The following is a 17855-nucleotide window of genomic DNA, read 5'->3' on the forward strand; positions in this document are numbered from 1 at the left end:
TAAACTAGCGAAAAATAGAAAGATACTTCCTCATAACACGTTCATGAGGAAGTAAACTAGCAAAAATTAGAAAGTTCTTTACTCATGAAAGGTTTTAGTGGAAATCAACCAAAAATTAGCGTAGTTGAAAAGCTCATATGTCAACACACTGAAAAGAAGGTACTATTTTAAGTACCTTCTTTTAGTGTGTTGACAATTGTGCTAAAAACTTGATTTTTTAGAATATCTTTGCTTCTCTTATTTGTTGCTCGATATGCATTAAGTCTTCTTCTTGTTTCTTTAAAAACTCGTCATCTAGATCAGTTGCAAGGCCTTTCATTTTTTCCAGTTGTTCTCTTGCTTGATTTACAGCAGTAGTTGCATCTGTTAATTGTTGCTCGTCCATACTCATTGTTGCATAGCCTACAAGCCTCTCTGCAGCTTTAACTTTCATTTCTACATCTTCAAAATTATTAAAGTTTGACATAAACACCCTCCTTATTTCACTTCGTAGTATTCCCAAATAAAATAGGAATCATGAAAAGAGAGAGGATTTTTTTCTCTTTATAAAAATAAAAAAGGACTGATCAATCAGTCCTTTATGTAGTCAAGTTTATATTATAGCTTTACTACGTTAGCAGCTTGAGGTCCACGGTTACCTTCAACAATGTCAAAAGAAACTTCTGCACCTTCTTCTAAAGATTTGAATCCTTCAGTTTGGATTGCTGAGAAATGTACGAATACATCGTCTCCACCTTCAACTTCGATGAATCCGAAACCTTTTTCATTGTTGAACCATTTTACTTTTCCTTGCATTTTTCTTTTCCTCCTAAAACATTGCACATGAAGCGCGAAAAAATTTCCATTTATTAATCTTTTTATAATAAATGTTGAAATTAATATACAACTATTAAGAATATAAGTCAAGTAAGCGCTTAATATCAAAATAAACATTCAATTGACTTAAATATTTCACAAATAAAATAAAAAGTTAATATAAATTTGTGAAATTATTCACAAATATAAAAGTACATGATATACTACAACCATAGTAAGTCATTTAAATTACTATAAAGAATCAATCTTGATTTCACTTTAAAAGAGACGGAGAGATGAATATGATTCATTGCGAATGGATTGAATTTAAAATTGAAAATGATTTAATGACAGAGGAAAAATTTGAAGAAATGATGAATGATACATTTCAAGCAATGATGGTTGACGAAAATAACTTTCCTCAATATATATGGACGGCTAACTATGTTGTCATTGTAACAAAACGAATAAAAATATTAGAAGAAGTAGAGTTTATTCAAATACCACGTAATCCAGTATGTAGTTAAGAGCAAATCATCAATAGCAGCAAAGGCAGGATCAAGAGAAGGAATTCTTTTGGCACTGCCTTTTTTTCGTTCCTTCGTGCTTTCCCTACCATTACATAAGTTATATAATAACTATATCTAGCAAATAAAGTTACAAAAATTAGTTTAAATTGTGAGGAAGAAAATGAAATTAATTATTGCCGAAAAGCCTGATCAAGGTTTAAAGCTCGCAGCTCCTTTTAAGTTCCAAAAGAAAAAAGGGTTCTTAGTCATTCAACCGAATGAGTTTTTTCCAAAAGGTGCTTATTTAACTTGGGCTATTGGGCATTTATGTGAGCTATTATCACCTGAAGAATATGATGAAAAATGGAAAAAGTGGTCATTGAATACTTTGCCAATTATACCTAATCGCTTTGGGCATAAAGTTTCAAAAGGGAAGTGGGATCAATTTTCAATCATTAAGAATTTAGTTCACCTAGATGAAGTTACTGAAATAATACTTGCTGGTGACTGTGAGCGTGAAGGAGAACATATTGTTCGCCTTATTTTAAATTTAGCCGGAAATAAAAAGCCAATGAAAAGGCTTTGGATTTCCTCATTAACAGAAAATGCCGTTAAAAAAGGATTTAGTCAACTATTGGACGAAAGTGAAACAAAAAGCTTGTTCTTTGAGGCATATAGTCGAGCATGTGCTGATTGGTTAGTTGGAATGAATGCATCAAGAGTCTATTCATTACATTTACAAAAAAAAGGAATTCAGGATGTATTTTCGTTAGGAAGAGTTCAAACTCCAACACTCGCGCTCATCGTCAAAAGAGAACTTGAGATTGAAAGGTTTAATTCCGAACCTTATTGGGAAGTTTTTGCTACATTCTTGTTTGATAAGCAAAAATTTTTTGGAAAATGGCATAAAGAATCAGAGTCTAAAATTATGTCAAAGGAATTAGCTGAAAAAATTGCTGCTTTTTGTGAAAACAAAAACGTTAAAATTACTGATATTGAGCAAGAAAGAAAAGAGTTTCAACCACCTTTTCTTTATAATTTATCGGCACTACAAGCAGATGCAAACAGTAAATATAAATTTTCACCACAAAAAACACTCGAAATTGCACAAAAACTTTATGTAAAAGGGAATATTTCATACCCACGTTCTGACTCAAGTTTTATTACGAAAGAAGAAGCCATGATGCTCCCAGATATATTGAAGAAACTTGAAAATATTGAGCAATTTTCAAAATTCTTCCCTCTGCCAAATCAGTCTATATTAAATAATAGTCGCTTCGTTAATGAGAAAAAAGTCACTGATCACTATGCGATCATTCCTACTGAGCAAGTCCCAAATATCCATAAAATGAATGATGAGGAAATGAAAATATATGAACTAATTGTAAATCGTTTAATTAGTGCACATTATCCTAATTCAATTTTTGACTATACAACAATTCATACGCTAGTAGACGGTCGAGCAACTTTTATTTCAAAAGGGAAAGTAATGGTTCAAGAGGGTTGGCGTAAAGTCATATTTGAGAAAACAAAAGAAAAAAATGCAGAAGAACAAAATTTACCTGTTGTTGAAATTGGCCAAGAAGGAATTGTTAAAAAAGTAGAGGTAAAAGAAAAGAAAACTCAAGCACCTAAAAGATATACTGAAGGACAATTAATAACATTAATGAAGTCTGCGGGAAAACATATTGATAATCCAGAATTAACGAAAATACTAAATAAAACTGAAGGATTAGGTACAGAGGCAACTAGGGCTGGTATTATAGGTACTTTAAAAAATAGAAAATATATTGATGTTAAAAAAAATCAAGTTTTCGCGACGGATAAAGGGAAACTTATTATCTATGCTTTAGGAGAAAATATTTTAACTTCACCTGAAATGACTGCAAAATGGGAGCAGAGATTAAGTGAAATTGGAGAAGGCAAAGCGAGTAGCCTTGAGTTTATGGAACAAACTAAAAAGTTAACTGAAAAAATAATTCTTGATGCATATGAAAATGAGAAGTTATGGAATTTTTCAGAGTTTAAAATTGAAGAGATGCAAAATTCGAAGTTTGGTCCAAAGAAAAGATCAACTAGTGTAGGAAAATGTATTAAATGCGATGGTAAAATGGTCGATAAAGGATCGTTTTATGGGTGTGATCAATTCCAAAAAACAAAATGTGATGTTACAATTTCAAAAAAAATATTAGGAAAAACAATAACAAAAGCGATAATGAAACAGTTATTAAACGGTGAGACTACAGAGGTTATAAAAGGATTTTCAAAAGATGGCAAAGAATTTGAAGCTTCTTTAAAATTTAATGAGGACGGAAAGATACTGTTTATCCAAAATTCCATAAAATAAATGAGCATAATGTAAATTAATTAGTCAATTCTATTTTTTATTGCATATAATTATATACAATGATAATAGGAGGATTAAAGTGAAGGAATTCTATAGCAATGAACAAGTTTTTCTAACTGGTGGAATTGTTCCTTCCGTTTATTCATTATGTATAGATTGTAATCGGAAAATTGTACATGTTCTTGACTTGGATCGGGTAGGTACAAGGCCAGTATATGTATCATTTTCTAACAGCTTTGCAGAAAATATTTTTGAGCAAATAAGCTTAACAACGTTAGGAAGTTACTTAGAATACCAATATTTGATTTATACTACAGAAGGTGTAGTAACAAAATGGAAAAATAATGAACTAGTAGCGTTAACTAATTTAGATGAATGTAAGCCGGAATTCATTAGTTTAATGAAAGAAAGAAGAAATACTTGGTCTAAATATAAAGCTTTATCTAATCGAAAATAAAAAGAAGGATTACTCTTTTAAATAAGGAGTAATCCTTTTCAATTTGAAAACTAAAATTTTCAACCTAACAAAATCTCTAGAAGTGGCATATTCCTGTCATTTCCTGTCTTAATTTGTTAAACTATCAACATATTCTAAATTAGAAGGTGATAATATGATTTGTTTTTTAGAAAATACCTTTCAAATAAAATTAGAAAAAAATGATAAAGGTGATTACCCGATTATCGTGACTGACGAAGGAATCTTTAGCGAAATGAGTCAAAAAGATAAACCGAATAGTTATGTTAAGTTTATTATTAATGAATATGATGAGTTAACGATTGATTGGTATGTTGAAAATGAAAATCGCTTTTCCGTAAAAAGTCTACAAGTACATCAAATGATCTTAATAAATGATCATGATGAACATTCCATTCAGTTTGTATTAGAACGTTGGCAAAGTAGGATGTTTAAGATTCAATGGAAGCCAAAGTTACACATTGAATTTGGTCTTTATTATGAAGTTTGCGATGATTGCGATTAAGGTGATTTTTTAGGTTTTAATAAAGTTAAGATGACAAGAAAACTAATCCAGCCGATAAGTGGATAAAGGAATGTTAATAATGGTCCATAGCCAATGATGCTAATAAACAGGCAGCATAATAATAATAAGATAACGACTATATTAGTATTCAATCGGATATATGAATTAATTTGTCTAGACATCCCATATATGTTTCCAACTAATGTGGTAAAAATTTCAGCTAAAATAACCATTAGGAAAAAGTAATAGAAAATTGGATGGATTTTTTTAATTACTTCAACCATTGGAATTTCATATTGTTGAAAATTGGTTACACCTGATACGTTCAGATGAATTAGTAATAAAATAGTGCCTAATATTAAACCGCCTAATACCCCACCTTGAACAATTGAAGATTTTTCTTTGCACTCAAAACCAATAGGTACTAAAACGGCCTGGGCTAGCGCCATATTTAAACAAACATAGGTTATTGGTTTTGTAAACACTGTAAAGTTAAGCATATTAATAGAAGGTAGAATATGTTCAAGTTTTATTTCATGCATTTTAAATGGTAAATGTGAATTGATGAAAACTGCGACGATAAAAGCACACATAATTGGGACTACTGTATTATTTAGGCTGAATAAACCACTTGTCCCTTTTCTTAAAACAATAAAAGTCAAAACGATAAAAAATAATGATCCAATAAAGGAATCAAAGTGTAAGTAATTTTTAAATACAGCTCCAGCACCTGACAACATGACACTTGTAACGCCAATTAAAACAAAAAATAATAGCCCATTAATAATATTTCCCCCGAGTTCTCCAAACAATAGTACATTAAATTGCTGAGCAGAATTTAATTTATATGTATGAGCTATTGTCATAATTTTAGTTCCAAACCAACAAAATAATACAGTCGCAAAAAGAATCCCCATTGCACCATATACTCCGTTAATTGAAAAGAACTCTACAATTTCCTTACCCGTAGCAAAACCTGCTCCAATCACTGTTCCGACATATGTAAAGGCTATATTTCGGGCTTCTTTACTAAAGTTGAATTTCATAGGAAGTCCTCCTAAATGTAGTACTAAATTGTATGATACATCTTAGGAAAATAGACATGCTCCCTAAGTAAAAGTTTATAAATGGACCAATTAAATGAATTTATTGTTTTTGATTTCCTAGAAGAGAGAAGACCCCATTTAAAAAAATTCATTTTACGCATTTTTTTTATTATGTTAAAGTGAGTAGGTTAGGGGGGCGGGGCATCATGAATATACTTAAATGGAATTTTAATATGAAGATTAGGCTGGTTGCTGAGTTTTTCTTTGGATTATTCTTTTGGATGTATTTACCTTTTTTAGCAATTTATTTTGCTGAAGAATTAGGTAAAGTGACAGCAGGGATCTTACTAATGTGCTCTCAAGCAGTTGGGGTATTTGCAAATTTAATCGGTGGTTATTTGGCTGATACATATGGCCGAAAAAAAATGATGGTGATTTCAGCTTTTATTCAAGCGGGAGGAATGATCTTGCTAACAATTGCAAATTCACCTATTTTAAATTCTCCATGGTTAACTTTTTTTGGTTTTGCAATTATTAGTGTCACAGGGATGTTATACAATCCTGCAAGTTCGGCTATGGTAGCTGATACAGTTGAAGATAAAGACGAAAGAAACTTAGTCTTTGCTGTGTTTTATACGATGATAAACATTAATGTTGTAATCGGACCTATTATCGGTGGGATTTTATTTTTTAAAGCAAGGTTTTTATTATTTAGTATATCTTCATTCATCTTTTTAAGTGTCGCATTTATGATTCTACTATTAATAAAGGAGTCACTACCAGACTCCATAAGACAGGTAAAAGAAGCTTCTGTTTCAAAAGTTTTAATTAATCAAGTAAAGAATTATCGTATTATTTTTACCGATAAGGTATTTTTCTTATTTGTTGCTGCTGGTATATTAATCTCTCAAACTTTTACTCAATTAGATTTATTACTAGCGGTTTATATAAAAGAAAGTATTCCTATCCAAACACTATTTAGTTTTGGTGATTTTACATTAAAGACAAATAGTGAAACGTTATTTAGCTGGGTCATAGCCGAAAATGGTTTAATCGTGGCTTTGTTTACAGTTTTAATAACGAAATTTGCCAATAAGTTTAATGAAAGATTTTTATTTTTTGCATCGTCTGTTTGTTATGCTTTATCTATGTTGTTATTTGGGTTCACACTAAGTGCATATGTTATTTTTATAGCAATGGCACTCTTTACTTTGGGTGAAATTTTAGTCGTAGGTAATCAGAATTCATTTATTGCAAAAATTGCTCCTGAAAATCAACGTGGACAGTATTTCGCAGCAGCAGGCTTAAGATGGTCACTTGGACGAACTATTGCACCACTAACAATACCATTAGCTGGGCTGATTGGATATAAATGGACATTTAGTATCATTACGATCCTAGCCTTGTGTGGCGCGTATTTATTTGAATTGATGTTTAAAGAAATCAAAAGAAAATCCGAACCAACTTCTGCTAAAACAAAGGTTGGATAAATAATGTAAAAGAGGACTCAAAAAAATTTTGAGTCCTCTTTTTTAACGGTTATTTAATGTCTTATCTAATGTGTTTATATTTTCTTGCATTAAGTCAAAATAATCTTTATGCTTCTTTAAATCATCTTCTGAAATAGTTGCTAAGTGGCTAAGTCTTAAGATTTTAGCATGTGTTTCATTTTTTACAACAGATGCTACTTTTGGAGTAGCAAACGATTCGAATAAAATATATTTGACATGATGTTGTTTAACGAAATCAACGACTTTCTTTAAATCCTTTTGTGAAGGCTCTTGAGAGGGGGAAAGTCCTGTAATTGGGATTTGTTCAATTCCATAATGTTCTTCCAAATATCCATAAGCTGCATGTGAAACAACAATATCCTTACGTTCAGAATGTAAAACTAAATTTCTTAATTCACGATCAAGTTCATCAAATTGACTTTCAATTTGTTGATAATTTGCTTCAAAGTACTGTTTGTTTTTTGGCATTAATTTAATTAATTCATCCTTAATATTTTGTGCTTCAATCTTTGCGCGAGATGGATCTAACCAAACGTGGGGATCAACGTCATTATGGTCTTCATCCGCCTCAATTTCTTCTTCGTTTGACTTTATTAATTCAATATTTTTTGTAGCCTCTAAGATCGAAACATTATTATTTTTAAGTGTATCACTGATTTTATCTGCAAAAGGTTCCATACCTGCACCATTGTAAACAAATAAATCAGAGTTTGCGATTTTCACAATTTGTTTAGAAGTTGGTTCAAAATCATGAGTATCAACACCAGTAGGGTATATGGAATGAACGTCAACGTATTTACCACCAATTTTTTCAGTAAAATCTTGTAAAGGGTAAATGGTTGTATAAATCGTCAGTTTATTTTTATTTTTAGTACTTTGCATTTGCGTTTCTTTATTGCAAGCTGATAGAACCGCACTTGTTAATAGCAATGTCGTAATTGCTAATTTCTTAAATTTCATTTTTTTCTCTCCCTAAAAAATTAATCATTTTTAGTATTTAATAATGAGGTTGTTTATAAACGAAAAAAGTTAAAATTGTTTAACTAATTCGTAATCATTCCTTTTTATGTAATAAAAAAAATAGAACATCTTTATCCAACTACATTAATTAACTTCTCAAAATCGTAATAAATACGATTTAATCCTTTGTCATTATAGAACAGTAATTATGAATGTGCAAGAAAAATGCGATTCGAAAGGATTAATAGATAAAAAAAATATGCATTGATGAAAAGTATTCATCAATACATACTAGTTATTATGATTTTCTTTTTAAACGGAATTTACGTGGTTTTTTATTTTCATTACCTGCTTGCTTCTTTTTACTTTTGAAAAACTGAAAGAAAATAAAGAAGATGTATAGCGGAATGGCTATATAAATAAAGAATGGCCATTGTTCTTTTTTAGCATGCCATACAAGATATAATGCGTATCCTAAAAAAACCGTAATAATGGTCGCATATTTAGGGATTGGGATATCTTTAAAACTTGGAATTTTAATTCGACTAACCATTAAGAATGCCAATGCTACAAAAACTGTAATAATGACAATTTGCGGTATTCGACTTCCAAATAATGTTAAAAAGGCAACAAGACCACCAGCTGCTGTAATCGGTACACCAGTAAAATACTTCAATGATGTCGAAATAGGTGTTACGTTAAATCGTGCTAATCTATACGCACCAAACAGTGGGAATAAACCAGCAATTGCTAAACCAAAGATTCCTTCGGTTGAAAATTGGGTACAAAATACCAAATAGGAAGGTGCAACTCCAAAAGTAACAATATCAGCTAATGAGTCTAATTCTTTTCCTAATTGTGATTGGACTCCTAAAACTCTAGCAACTCGACCGTCCATACTATCAAGCATCATTCCTATTAAAATAAGAATTGCTGCATTTCTAAATTCTCCTTTAGCTGCAAAACCGATCGATAGAAATCCACAATATAAATTCCCTAGAGTAAAAAGGTTTGGGATACTTTTTCTTATCATACATTCACTTCCTATAATTGATGGTAAAAAATATATATGTATAAATTCAATAAGATATATTATAACCCAAAATTTAGTAAGAATGGGAACTAATAATAAAGTTCATAAAATGTTTGCGAAAATCGACAATAAATTACAATAAAAAATATGTGAATAGTAATACAATCATTTTGAACTACACTAAAAATAATAAAAAGTGTGTAAATTGAACTAAGATTTAAAGGGATTTTTAATAGAAAATAAATTAAATATTAAAAAAATACTTTTTTTTCCGAAAAGTTTGTAGTATATTGAAAAAGTAATAGGTGATTTTTCAGAAAAATAAGTAAATTATAAACATGAATAATCACTAATATTTGGAGGTGCTCTAATGAAGCGTAGATTAGCAACAACTGTTTCAAGTTTATTAGTACTAAGTACAGTACTAGCGGCTTGTGGCAAAGACACAGAAAAAACAGCAACTAATTCTCAGAAAGAGACGAAGCAAACGTTAAAATTAACTACAACGACTGAGATTCCTTCTATGGATTCAGCAAAAACTACTGATTCAATGTCATTCGAAGTTTTAAACAATGTAAATGAAGGTTTACTACGTTTAGGTGAAGGTGACGATGTAGTAGATGGGGTTGCTAAAAAAGATGCGATTGAAATTAGTAAAGATGGACTTACTTATACTTTCCATTTACGTGACACACAATGGTCAAATGGTGAGCCAGTAACTGCTAATGATTTTGTTTATGGTTGGCAACGAGCTGTAGATCCAAAAACGGCATCTGAATATTCATTCATTTTATACTATGTGAAAAATGCTGAAGCCATTTTCAATGGTAAAATGCCAAAAGATCAATTAGGTGTGAAAGCACTAGATGATAAAACATTACAAGTAACGCTAGAACAACCAACTCCTTATTTCTTACAGTTAACTACTTTTGGTACATACTTACCTGAAAATCAAAAGTGGGTTGAGTCTAAAGGGGATCAATATGGTTTAGAAGCAAATACTCAATTATACAATGGTCCATTTACTTTATCTGAATGGAAGCATGAGCAAAGCTTTACATTAAAGAAGAATCCTAAATATTGGGACAAGGATACAGTTAAGTTAGATGAAATTAAATACAATGTAGTTAAAGATACTTCTGCTGCAGTTAACTTATATGAAAACGGCGATATTGATAAAGTAATGCTTGATTCTGAATATGTTGATAAATATAAAAATGACCCTGAATACAAAACACAATTAGATGCTCGTTTAGTATTCTTCCGTTTCAATGAAAAACTACCACTCTTTAAAAATGCTAAAGTTCGTAAAGCATTTGACTTAGCATACGATAAAGAAGCTATTACATCTACGATTTTAAATGATGGGTCTAAACCTGCTTATTGGTTAGTACCTTCTGAATGGGTAAAAGGGCCAGATTCAAAAGACTTCCGTGATCATAATGGTGACTTTAACAAATATAATGTCGAAGAAGCTAAAAAATTATGGTCAGAAGCTAAAAAAGAACTTGGTAAAGATAAATTTGAGTTAAAAATGCTTTCTTATGATGATACAACTCGTAAAAAAGCTGCTGAATATGTGGCTGGTGAGCTTGAGAAGAACTTACCTGGTTTGAAAATTACTGTAGCTCCACAACCGTTTGAAATTAAACTTGATAACGAGAAAAAATTAGATTACGACTTCTCATTCTCTGGTTGGGGTCCAGACTATCCAGATCCAATGACATTTATTGATATGTTCTTATCTAACAGCGCATTCAATGAAATGGCATACAACAATCCAAAATATGATGAGCTTGTAAATGCTGCTAAAAAAGAAGCAGATCCACAAAAACGTTGGGAAAATATGGTACAAGCTGAAAAAGTAATTATGGATGAAGCTGGTATTTCTCCTATTTACCAACGCGGTCGTGCATATTTACAAAAAGATTCAGTTAAAGGTATTATTGCGCACAAATTTGGTGGAGATTTCTCTTACAAGTGGGCTTCTAACAAAAAATAATAAGATCTAAAAAAAGAGAAAGGTTCGCCCTTCTCTTTTTTTAGAGTGTCGAAATAGATTGTGGTCAATATCGAAAACTAGAACACTATATGAATTTAAAGGAAAAATAGTATTTTTATTATTTTTTTGTCATCTTATTGTTAAAACAGAGGTATTGGTTGGAATTTAAAAGTTTTAACTAACTGTCAAAAATCAAATATCATCTTTTTTACAATTCGTTCTATTGAGTATTCGAATGTTTTTAAAATTATTATTTTTTATAATCGCCCCATAGAAAGCAAGCAACCTGTAGTGGAAATCTGAGACATAACTTTCGTATCAAGGATTAGAGATTCCAATAAAAAAAGGAACACCTTTCTATTTTTTAGGACGTATTATGTTAAAACAAAATGGGTGAATGTTAAAAGGTACCTAGATCATTACTTTTTAACTGGATAATATTTTTTTAACAACATGAAAAGAAAAATTCTAAAAAAGTATACATATTTGTCCAACATGAATCATTTATTGAAATTGGGGCATTTATTAGTAGTTTTGATTTAATATGCAAAAAAAAGAGTGCAAAATGTATCTTTAGATTACAAGAAAGTAAAGATTTATTTAAATTTATTAATTTTTTTGAAAAAAATGTCGATTTTTTGTTGATATTTTCTAAAAAGTATGTAAAATTAAAAGTAGTTAAAGGTTATTAACTATTCGGACAATGGAAATTGTTTGAATATTTTAATAGTTTTTAAGTCTAATTGTTTAATTTTGGGGAGGCAATCTAATGAAAAAGAAGGTATCGTATTTTCTATCTTTATCTGTTGCTGTGAGCATGCTTTTAACTGCATGTAACTCAGACAAATCAAATGAAGGTAAAAAAGAAACAGCAAAAGCAAAACCACAAGTATTGAACTTACTAGGCGGAGCTGAACTACCAGGTTTAGATTCTAGTACTACTACAGATGCTGAATCTTTCAACGTTTTAGGTAACATCATGGAAGGCTTAAACGTGTTAGGGAAAGATGATGCAGTACAACCTGGTATCGCAGAATCTTTTGATAAATCAGAAGATGGTTTAACTTATACATTCCACTTACGTGATGCTAAATGGTCAAATGGTGACCCTGTAACTGCTGGAGACTTCGTTTACGCTTGGAAACGTGCAGCAGATCCTAAAAATGCTTCTGAGTATGCGTTCATGATGAATGTATTACAAAATGGTGAAGAAGTAACTACTGGTAAAAAACCAGTTGATCAATTAGGTGTTAAAGCAGTTGATGATAAAACTTTAGAAGTTAAATTAGCAAAAGCTATTCCATATTTTGATTCTTTAGTTACATTCCCAACATTCTTACCTTTAAATCAAAAGTATGTTGAATCTCAAGGTAAAGAATACGCTTTAGAAGCTGACAAGTTAATCTTCAATGGTCCATTTGAATTATCAGAGTGGAAACATGATGAGAGCTACAAGTTAGTTAAAAACCCTGATTACTATGATGCTAAAAACGTAGGCCTAAAAGAAATCAACTTTAAAATTGTAAAAGATCCACAAACAGGTGTTAACTTATATGAAGCAGGTGAAGTTGACCGTGCAGGTTTAACTGCAGAGTTTGTTGACAAATATAAATCTAGCCCTGACTACGGAACAACTAAAGAGCCAACAGTATTCTTCTTACGTGTAAACGAGTCGAAAAATCCAGCTCTTAAAAATGTTAACATCCGTAAAGCTTTAAATGCAGCATTTGACCGTGAAGCAATCACAGGCGTAATCTTAAATAACGGTTCAGTACCATTATACGGTTTAGCTCCAAGTAACTTCTTAGATGCTAACGGTAAAGACTTCCGTGATGCTTCTGGACAACTTGTAAAATACGATCCAGCTAATGCTAAAACATTATGGGAACAAGGATTAAAAGAAATCGGTAAGAAAGATGTTTCAATCGAATTATTAGGTTCTGATACTGAAACGAACAAAAAAATCAGTGAGTACTTACAAGGTGAATTCACTAAAAACTTACCAGGTTTAAAAATTAACATTAAATCAGTTCCATTTGCACAACAATTAGACTTAAACTCTAAGAAAGATTATGACATCTCATTCGGCGGATGGGGTCCAGACTACAAAGACCCAATGACATTCTTCGATATGTGGACTACTCAAAGCCCATTCAACCAAATGGGATTCTCTAACAAAGAGTATGATAAGTTAATTGCACAAGCTGGTGGAGAGTTCTTATTAGACCCAGCTAAGCGTTCTGATGCATTCTTACAAGCTGAGAAAATCTTAGTAGAAGACAATGCAGCAATTCTTCCAATTTACCAACGTGCGATTGCATACGTTATGAAGCCAAAAGTAACTGGATTAATTGAGCATTCATTTGGATCAGATTACACTTACAAAAACGTTGTAATTAAATAATTAAGAAATGATAAAAGGCTGTTCTAATGTCAGGTCACTGACTTGGACAGCCTTTTTTTATATGAAATAATACGAACACTTAAGTATTTCTTTATTTTGACATATTTTATCTTCCTATGTATTATCATTGTAGTACAAGTTGTTTTCGAAAAGGGGGGATCCTATTGACAAATATTATACATAATATATTAGAATTTTTTGCATCATTAGGATATTTAGGAGTAGCATTAGGATTAATGATCGAAGTTATTCCGAGTGAGATTGTGTTAGCATATGCTGGTTATCTTGTAGCCGGTGGGCATATAAATTTTGTAGGTGCTGTAGTGGCAGGAGTGATCGGTGGAACGATTGCACAATTATTTTTATATTGGTTAGGTTATTATGGTGGACGTCCAATCATTGAAAAGTATGGAAAATATATTCTAATCAATAAGCATCACCTTGATTTAGCAGAAAAATGGTTCTCAAAATATGGTGTAGGCGTAGTGTTTACAGCTCGCTTTATTCCAGTTGTTAGACATGCCATTTCCATTCCGGCGGGATTAGCAAAGATGCCAATTGGTAAATTTACACTTTATACAATTCTTGCAATTATTCCTTGGTCGATCCTATTTATTAAAATAGGTGAGAAGTTAGGCAAAAACTGGGAAACTGCAAAAGAAGTTTTAGCTCCATACACCCCAATGCTAATCATTATAGCCATCGCTTTATTTGTTGTATATTTTTTAATAAAAAAATTAGTTGCAAAAGGTAGAAAATAAAATTAATATGATTTTTTTTGCGTTATATTACATATAATATGATAAATTTCAATTGGAAGGATGAATTTTATGTATTCTATGTCGTATGATGCATTAAAATCTAATCTATCAAATACGCTTTCAAATGTTCAAAATCAATTGAATACCGAAGATTATTCATTACATACAAAAGAACAATTACAAAGTCAGTTAGAAGTTTATCAGTACATTGATGAATTAAGCGATATGCATTATTTCTATAAAAGCGGGTATTAAAAAATAGGTCACTATAAGTGGCCTTTTTCTTTATTTATGAATAGTATAAATGCTTACTAAAATAGCGTTTTATTATTAGAAATTGCACATTCTTTTTAATAAAGGTTGAAACATATATGAATGTTTCGTATGCTATTATAGTGTAGTTTTTGTTTTAGAATTAGAGGTGAATTAAGATGCTAAATTTTTATCTTTCAGATGCACAAGGGAAACTAAATCAAGTCGATGCTATTGAGAAAGGTTGTTGGATTAATGCGATTAATCCTACAGAACAAGAAATTCAATATTTAGTTCAAAAATTAGACTTGGATTTAGATTTTATTAAAGACCCACTTGATGATGAAGAACGATCAAGGATAGAGGTTGAAGGGGAACACACTCTAATTATTGTTGATATTCCAATTGTTGCTCATGATGATAATGGGCATACAATTTTTGATACAATACCAATCGGGATGATTATTTCATCCAGTACTTTTGTTACGATCTGTTTAAGTGAAAATCCAATCTTTGAACGATTTATTTATCAAAAAGTAAAAGGATTTTTTACGTTTAAAAAGACTAGATTTGCACTTCAACTATTGCATACGACATCATCATATTATTTACGATATCTTAAACAAATTAATCGAAAAACAAATGAAATTGAAGTTGAATTACATCAATCTACAAGAAATCAAGAGTTATTTACAATGCTGAATCTTGAAAAAAGTCTTGTTTATTTTACAACTTCACTTAAATCGAATAAAATCGTCATGCAAAAAATTCTCAAAGGGAATATTTTAAAAATGTATGAAGATGATGAAGATTTATTAGAAGATGTCATTATCGAAAATAAACAAGCAATTGAGATGGCAGAAGTTTATAGCAATATCTTAAGTGGAATGATGAATACATTTGCTTCAGTTATCTCAAATAACTTAAATATTGTCATGAAATTTTTAACTTCTATTACAATTATTTTATCAATCCCAACAATGGTTTCAAGTTTTTATGGGATGAACGTTGATAAAATACCATTAGCAAATATACCACATGCCTTTCCAATCGTAATTGGTATATCTGCAATTTTATCAACAACAATTGCTCTAATATTTTGGAAAAAAAGGTACTTTTAACTCACAAAGCCGCCGGTCATTCGGAGGTTTTGTGAGTTTTCATTTTTAAAAGTACATGGGAGAGAAATTATGGGAACAAATTTTTATCATTCGTTTTTACAAATGAATACGATTTTTATTTCAATTGTAGTAGAGGCATTGCCATTTATTTTAATTGGTGTTTTCATTTCGGGGATTATTCAAATATTTATTACTGAAGAAATGTTATATAAATTAATACCAAAGAATAGATTTAAAGCAGTATTGGTTGCTATTTTATTGGGATTCATTTTCCCAGGATGTGAGTGCGGAATTGTACCAATTGTAAGTAGGTTGATAAAAAAAGGTGTACCACACTATGTAGCGGTCGCGTTCATGCTAACAGGGCCAATCATTAACCCAATTGTACTGTTTGCAACATTTATTGCATTCGGTAATAATATTGAAATGGTTATTTATCGTGCTGGAGCTGCTATGATAATTGCTTATATTATTGGTATCGTATTATCCTATTTAAAAATTGAGAATCCATTAAAACACGATTTAGTTACAATTCCAGTTGATCATTCAATACCTACTAGGAAAAAATTATGGAGTGTTTGTGTACATGCTATAGAAGAATTTTTCTCTATGGGTAAATTTTTAATTTTAGGTGCATTCATTGCAGCATTCGTACAAACATTTATTCCAACTTCGATGTTAATGCATATTGGTAATGGACAAGTTACTAGTATTCTAGTAATGATGGCATTAGCCTTTATTTTATCTCTTTGTTCTGAGGCTGATGCATTCGTAGCATCTTCATTTCAAAGTACGTTTTCTTTAAACTCTATTGTTGCGTTTATGGTTATTGGTCCAATGATCGATATAAAAAATACATTAATGTTATTCCAACATTTCAAAAGTAGATATGTGTTCATTATTATTGGTTTAGTAATTGTATTAACGTTTTTCACAACATTATTCATTTAAGGGAGAATCAATATGGCAAGAGCGTATGTACTATTAGGATTTACCTTTTTTTTAATGCAATTGCATATTCAAGGTACGATTTCAAAATATATTAATATGAAATACTCTTATTTATCTCTGACAGCTGGGATATTATTTGCATTTTTAACTTTAATTCAAGTCATTCATACTTTAAGAACGAGTCACGATGAAGATGAACAACATAGACATGAACATGGCCATAGTTGTGATCATACTTGTGCACATGGACATGTTCATAAAGAAGCAAAAGGTTTTAAAAAGTTTTTAAATGGTCTAGTTTTTATTTTTCCATTGTTTACAGGAATATTTTTACCTGTTGCAACATTGGACTCAACGATTGTACAAGCAAAAGGGTTTCATTTCCCCGTTTCAGAACCGGGTAATAATGATCCTTTTATGCAAAGGCAATATTTAAAACCTGATTTAAGTGTATATTATGGGCAAGAAGGATATCAAAAATTAATAAAACAAGAATCTAAAGACTATATAAATAAAAAAAGCATTGTCCTAAATGATTATGACTTTCTAAAAGGAATGGAAGTTTTATACGATGAGCCTGGAAAATATTTAGGAAAGGAATTGACTTATAAAGGCTTTATTTATCATGAAAAAGGGTTGAAAAAAAATCAAGTTTTCTTATTTAGATTTGGAATCATTCACTGTGTTGCCGATTCTGGTGTATATGGTGTACTAATTGAATTGCCTGATGGTCAAACATATAAAAATGATCAATGGATTGAAGTTACTGGTAATATACAACAAATGTACTATCAACCATTTAAAGTAAATATTCCTTATTTAGACGTCACTAAAATGAAGGAAATTCAACCACCAAAAGATGAATATGTTTACCGTAATAAGTAAAATGAGCCTAATTGGCTCATTTCAGACTGTTGACAAACGCTCGCTTTCTTCGTTGCTTCGCCTGTCTGCGGTGCTCATTACCGTCTAGGGTAACTCCGCTCCTCACCAGGCTTCGCGCCTCGAAAGACAAGCGCTTGCAATCAGTCTGAAAATCAGATTTTTTGTACTTTGTCACACACTGAAATGAGCCTAATTGGCTCATTTTTTTTTTTACTTATAGGATAAACAACTAAGAAATACGTATAAAAAAGACTGCTTTTAAAATTTCATTTACCGAAATTAAATAATAATAGAAAAA

Annotated in this window: 17 protein-coding genes; 12 read left to right on the forward strand and 5 right to left on the reverse strand. The window is 30.9% G+C overall.

Annotated features, from left to right (window positions below):
* Positions 1 to 217 precede the first annotated feature (217 nt).
* Together CN925_RS13720 and cspD are read right to left on the reverse strand one after the other, a co-directional pair.
* Positions 218 to 466, reverse strand: coding sequence for a DUF2564 family protein (locus CN925_RS13720; protein ID WP_098846787.1), 249 nt, complete (start codon positions 464 to 466; stop codon positions 218 to 220).
* 131 nt (positions 467 to 597) lie between these two features.
* On the reverse strand, positions 598 to 795 hold the full coding sequence (gene cspD, locus CN925_RS13725; RefSeq protein WP_098846788.1) for a cold-shock protein CspD: 198 nt from the start codon (positions 793 to 795) through the stop codon (positions 598 to 600).
* Between the two features lie 296 nt (positions 796 to 1091).
* On the opposite strand from cspD, the gene CN925_RS13730 reads away from it, so the two are divergent.
* The 4 genes from CN925_RS13730 to CN925_RS13745 all read left to right on the forward strand — a co-directional run bounded on the left by CN925_RS13730 (position 1092) and on the right by CN925_RS13745 (position 4631).
* On the forward strand, positions 1092 to 1322 hold the full coding sequence (locus CN925_RS13730) for a hypothetical protein (RefSeq protein ID WP_286138349.1): 231 nt from the start codon (positions 1092 to 1094) through the stop codon (positions 1320 to 1322).
* A gap of 163 nt (positions 1323 to 1485) precedes the next feature.
* Positions 1486 to 3651: a DNA topoisomerase III gene (locus CN925_RS13735; RefSeq protein ID WP_098846790.1), complete on the forward strand. Its 2166-nt coding sequence runs from the start codon at positions 1486 to 1488 to the stop codon at positions 3649 to 3651.
* Between the two features lie 79 nt (positions 3652 to 3730).
* The gene (locus CN925_RS13740) at positions 3731 to 4108 is read left to right on the forward strand and encodes a hypothetical protein (RefSeq protein WP_098846791.1); all 378 of its coding nucleotides are present in this window, start codon (positions 3731 to 3733) and stop codon (positions 4106 to 4108) included.
* Positions 4109 to 4262: 154 nt separating this feature from the next.
* The gene (locus CN925_RS13745) at positions 4263 to 4631 is read left to right on the forward strand and encodes a DUF3979 family protein (protein ID WP_098846792.1); all 369 of its coding nucleotides are present in this window, start codon (positions 4263 to 4265) and stop codon (positions 4629 to 4631) included.
* Here CN925_RS13745 and CN925_RS13750 read toward each other — a convergent pair.
* Positions 4628 to 5677 carry a YkvI family membrane protein gene (locus CN925_RS13750; protein WP_098846793.1) on the reverse strand — a complete coding sequence of 350 codons (1050 nt, stop codon included), beginning with the start codon at positions 5675 to 5677 and terminating at the stop codon, positions 4628 to 4630. The two genes, CN925_RS13745 and CN925_RS13750, sit on opposite strands and share 4 nt — an antisense overlap.
* A 206-nt stretch (positions 5678 to 5883) precedes the next feature.
* Here CN925_RS13750 and CN925_RS13755 point away from each other — a divergent pair, with 206 nt between their 5' ends.
* Positions 5884 to 7167, forward strand: coding sequence for an MDR family MFS transporter (locus CN925_RS13755; RefSeq protein ID WP_098846794.1), 1284 nt, complete (start codon positions 5884 to 5886; stop codon positions 7165 to 7167).
* Positions 7168 to 7209: 42 nt separating this feature from the next.
* Here CN925_RS13755 and CN925_RS13760 read toward each other — a convergent pair whose 3' ends face one another.
* Positions 7210 to 8148: a metal ABC transporter substrate-binding protein gene (locus CN925_RS13760; protein ID WP_098846795.1), complete on the reverse strand. Its 939-nt coding sequence runs from the start codon at positions 8146 to 8148 to the stop codon at positions 7210 to 7212.
* Between the two features lie 298 nt (positions 8149 to 8446).
* Complete coding sequence (gene pssA / locus CN925_RS13765) at positions 8447 to 9181, reverse strand: CDP-diacylglycerol--serine O-phosphatidyltransferase (RefSeq protein ID WP_098846796.1); 735 nt, start codon at positions 9179 to 9181, stop codon at positions 8447 to 8449.
* Positions 9182 to 9551: 370 nt separating this feature from the next.
* Here pssA and CN925_RS13770 point away from each other — a divergent pair, with 370 nt between their 5' ends.
* The 7 genes from CN925_RS13770 to CN925_RS13800 all read left to right on the forward strand — a co-directional run bounded on the left by CN925_RS13770 (position 9552) and on the right by CN925_RS13800 (position 17557).
* Positions 9552 to 11183, forward strand: a complete 1632-nt coding sequence (locus CN925_RS13770) for a peptide ABC transporter substrate-binding protein (protein ID WP_098846797.1) — start codon at positions 9552 to 9554, stop codon at positions 11181 to 11183.
* A gap of 769 nt (positions 11184 to 11952) precedes the next feature.
* Entirely contained in the window at positions 11953 to 13587 is a 1635-nt protein-coding gene (locus tag CN925_RS13775; RefSeq protein ID WP_098846798.1) for a peptide ABC transporter substrate-binding protein, read from the forward strand.
* Positions 13588 to 13703: 116 nt separating this feature from the next.
* On the forward strand, positions 13704 to 14348 hold the full coding sequence (uptA, locus tag CN925_RS13780) for an undecaprenyl phosphate transporter UptA (RefSeq protein WP_098846799.1): 645 nt from the start codon (positions 13704 to 13706) through the stop codon (positions 14346 to 14348).
* A 69-nt stretch (positions 14349 to 14417) separates the two neighbouring features.
* Positions 14418 to 14603, forward strand: coding sequence for a hypothetical protein (locus tag CN925_RS13785; protein WP_098846800.1), 186 nt, complete (start codon positions 14418 to 14420; stop codon positions 14601 to 14603).
* A gap of 176 nt (positions 14604 to 14779) precedes the next feature.
* Positions 14780 to 15721, forward strand: coding sequence for a magnesium transporter CorA family protein (locus CN925_RS13790; RefSeq protein WP_098846801.1), 942 nt, complete (start codon positions 14780 to 14782; stop codon positions 15719 to 15721).
* Positions 15722 to 15790: 69 nt separating this feature from the next.
* A complete protein-coding gene (locus CN925_RS13795) occupies positions 15791 to 16672 on the forward strand; it encodes a permease (protein ID WP_098846802.1) in 882 nt (293 codons plus the stop codon).
* A 12-nt stretch (positions 16673 to 16684) separates the two neighbouring features.
* Positions 16685 to 17557 carry a TIGR03943 family putative permease subunit gene (locus CN925_RS13800; RefSeq protein ID WP_098846803.1) on the forward strand — a complete coding sequence of 291 codons (873 nt, stop codon included), beginning with the start codon at positions 16685 to 16687 and terminating at the stop codon, positions 17555 to 17557.
* The last annotated feature ends 298 nt before the right edge of the window (positions 17558 to 17855 follow it).

The organism is Bacillus sp. AFS055030, from assembly GCF_002574545.1.
GTDB lineage: Bacteria > Bacillota > Bacilli > Bacillales > Bacillaceae_G > Gottfriedia.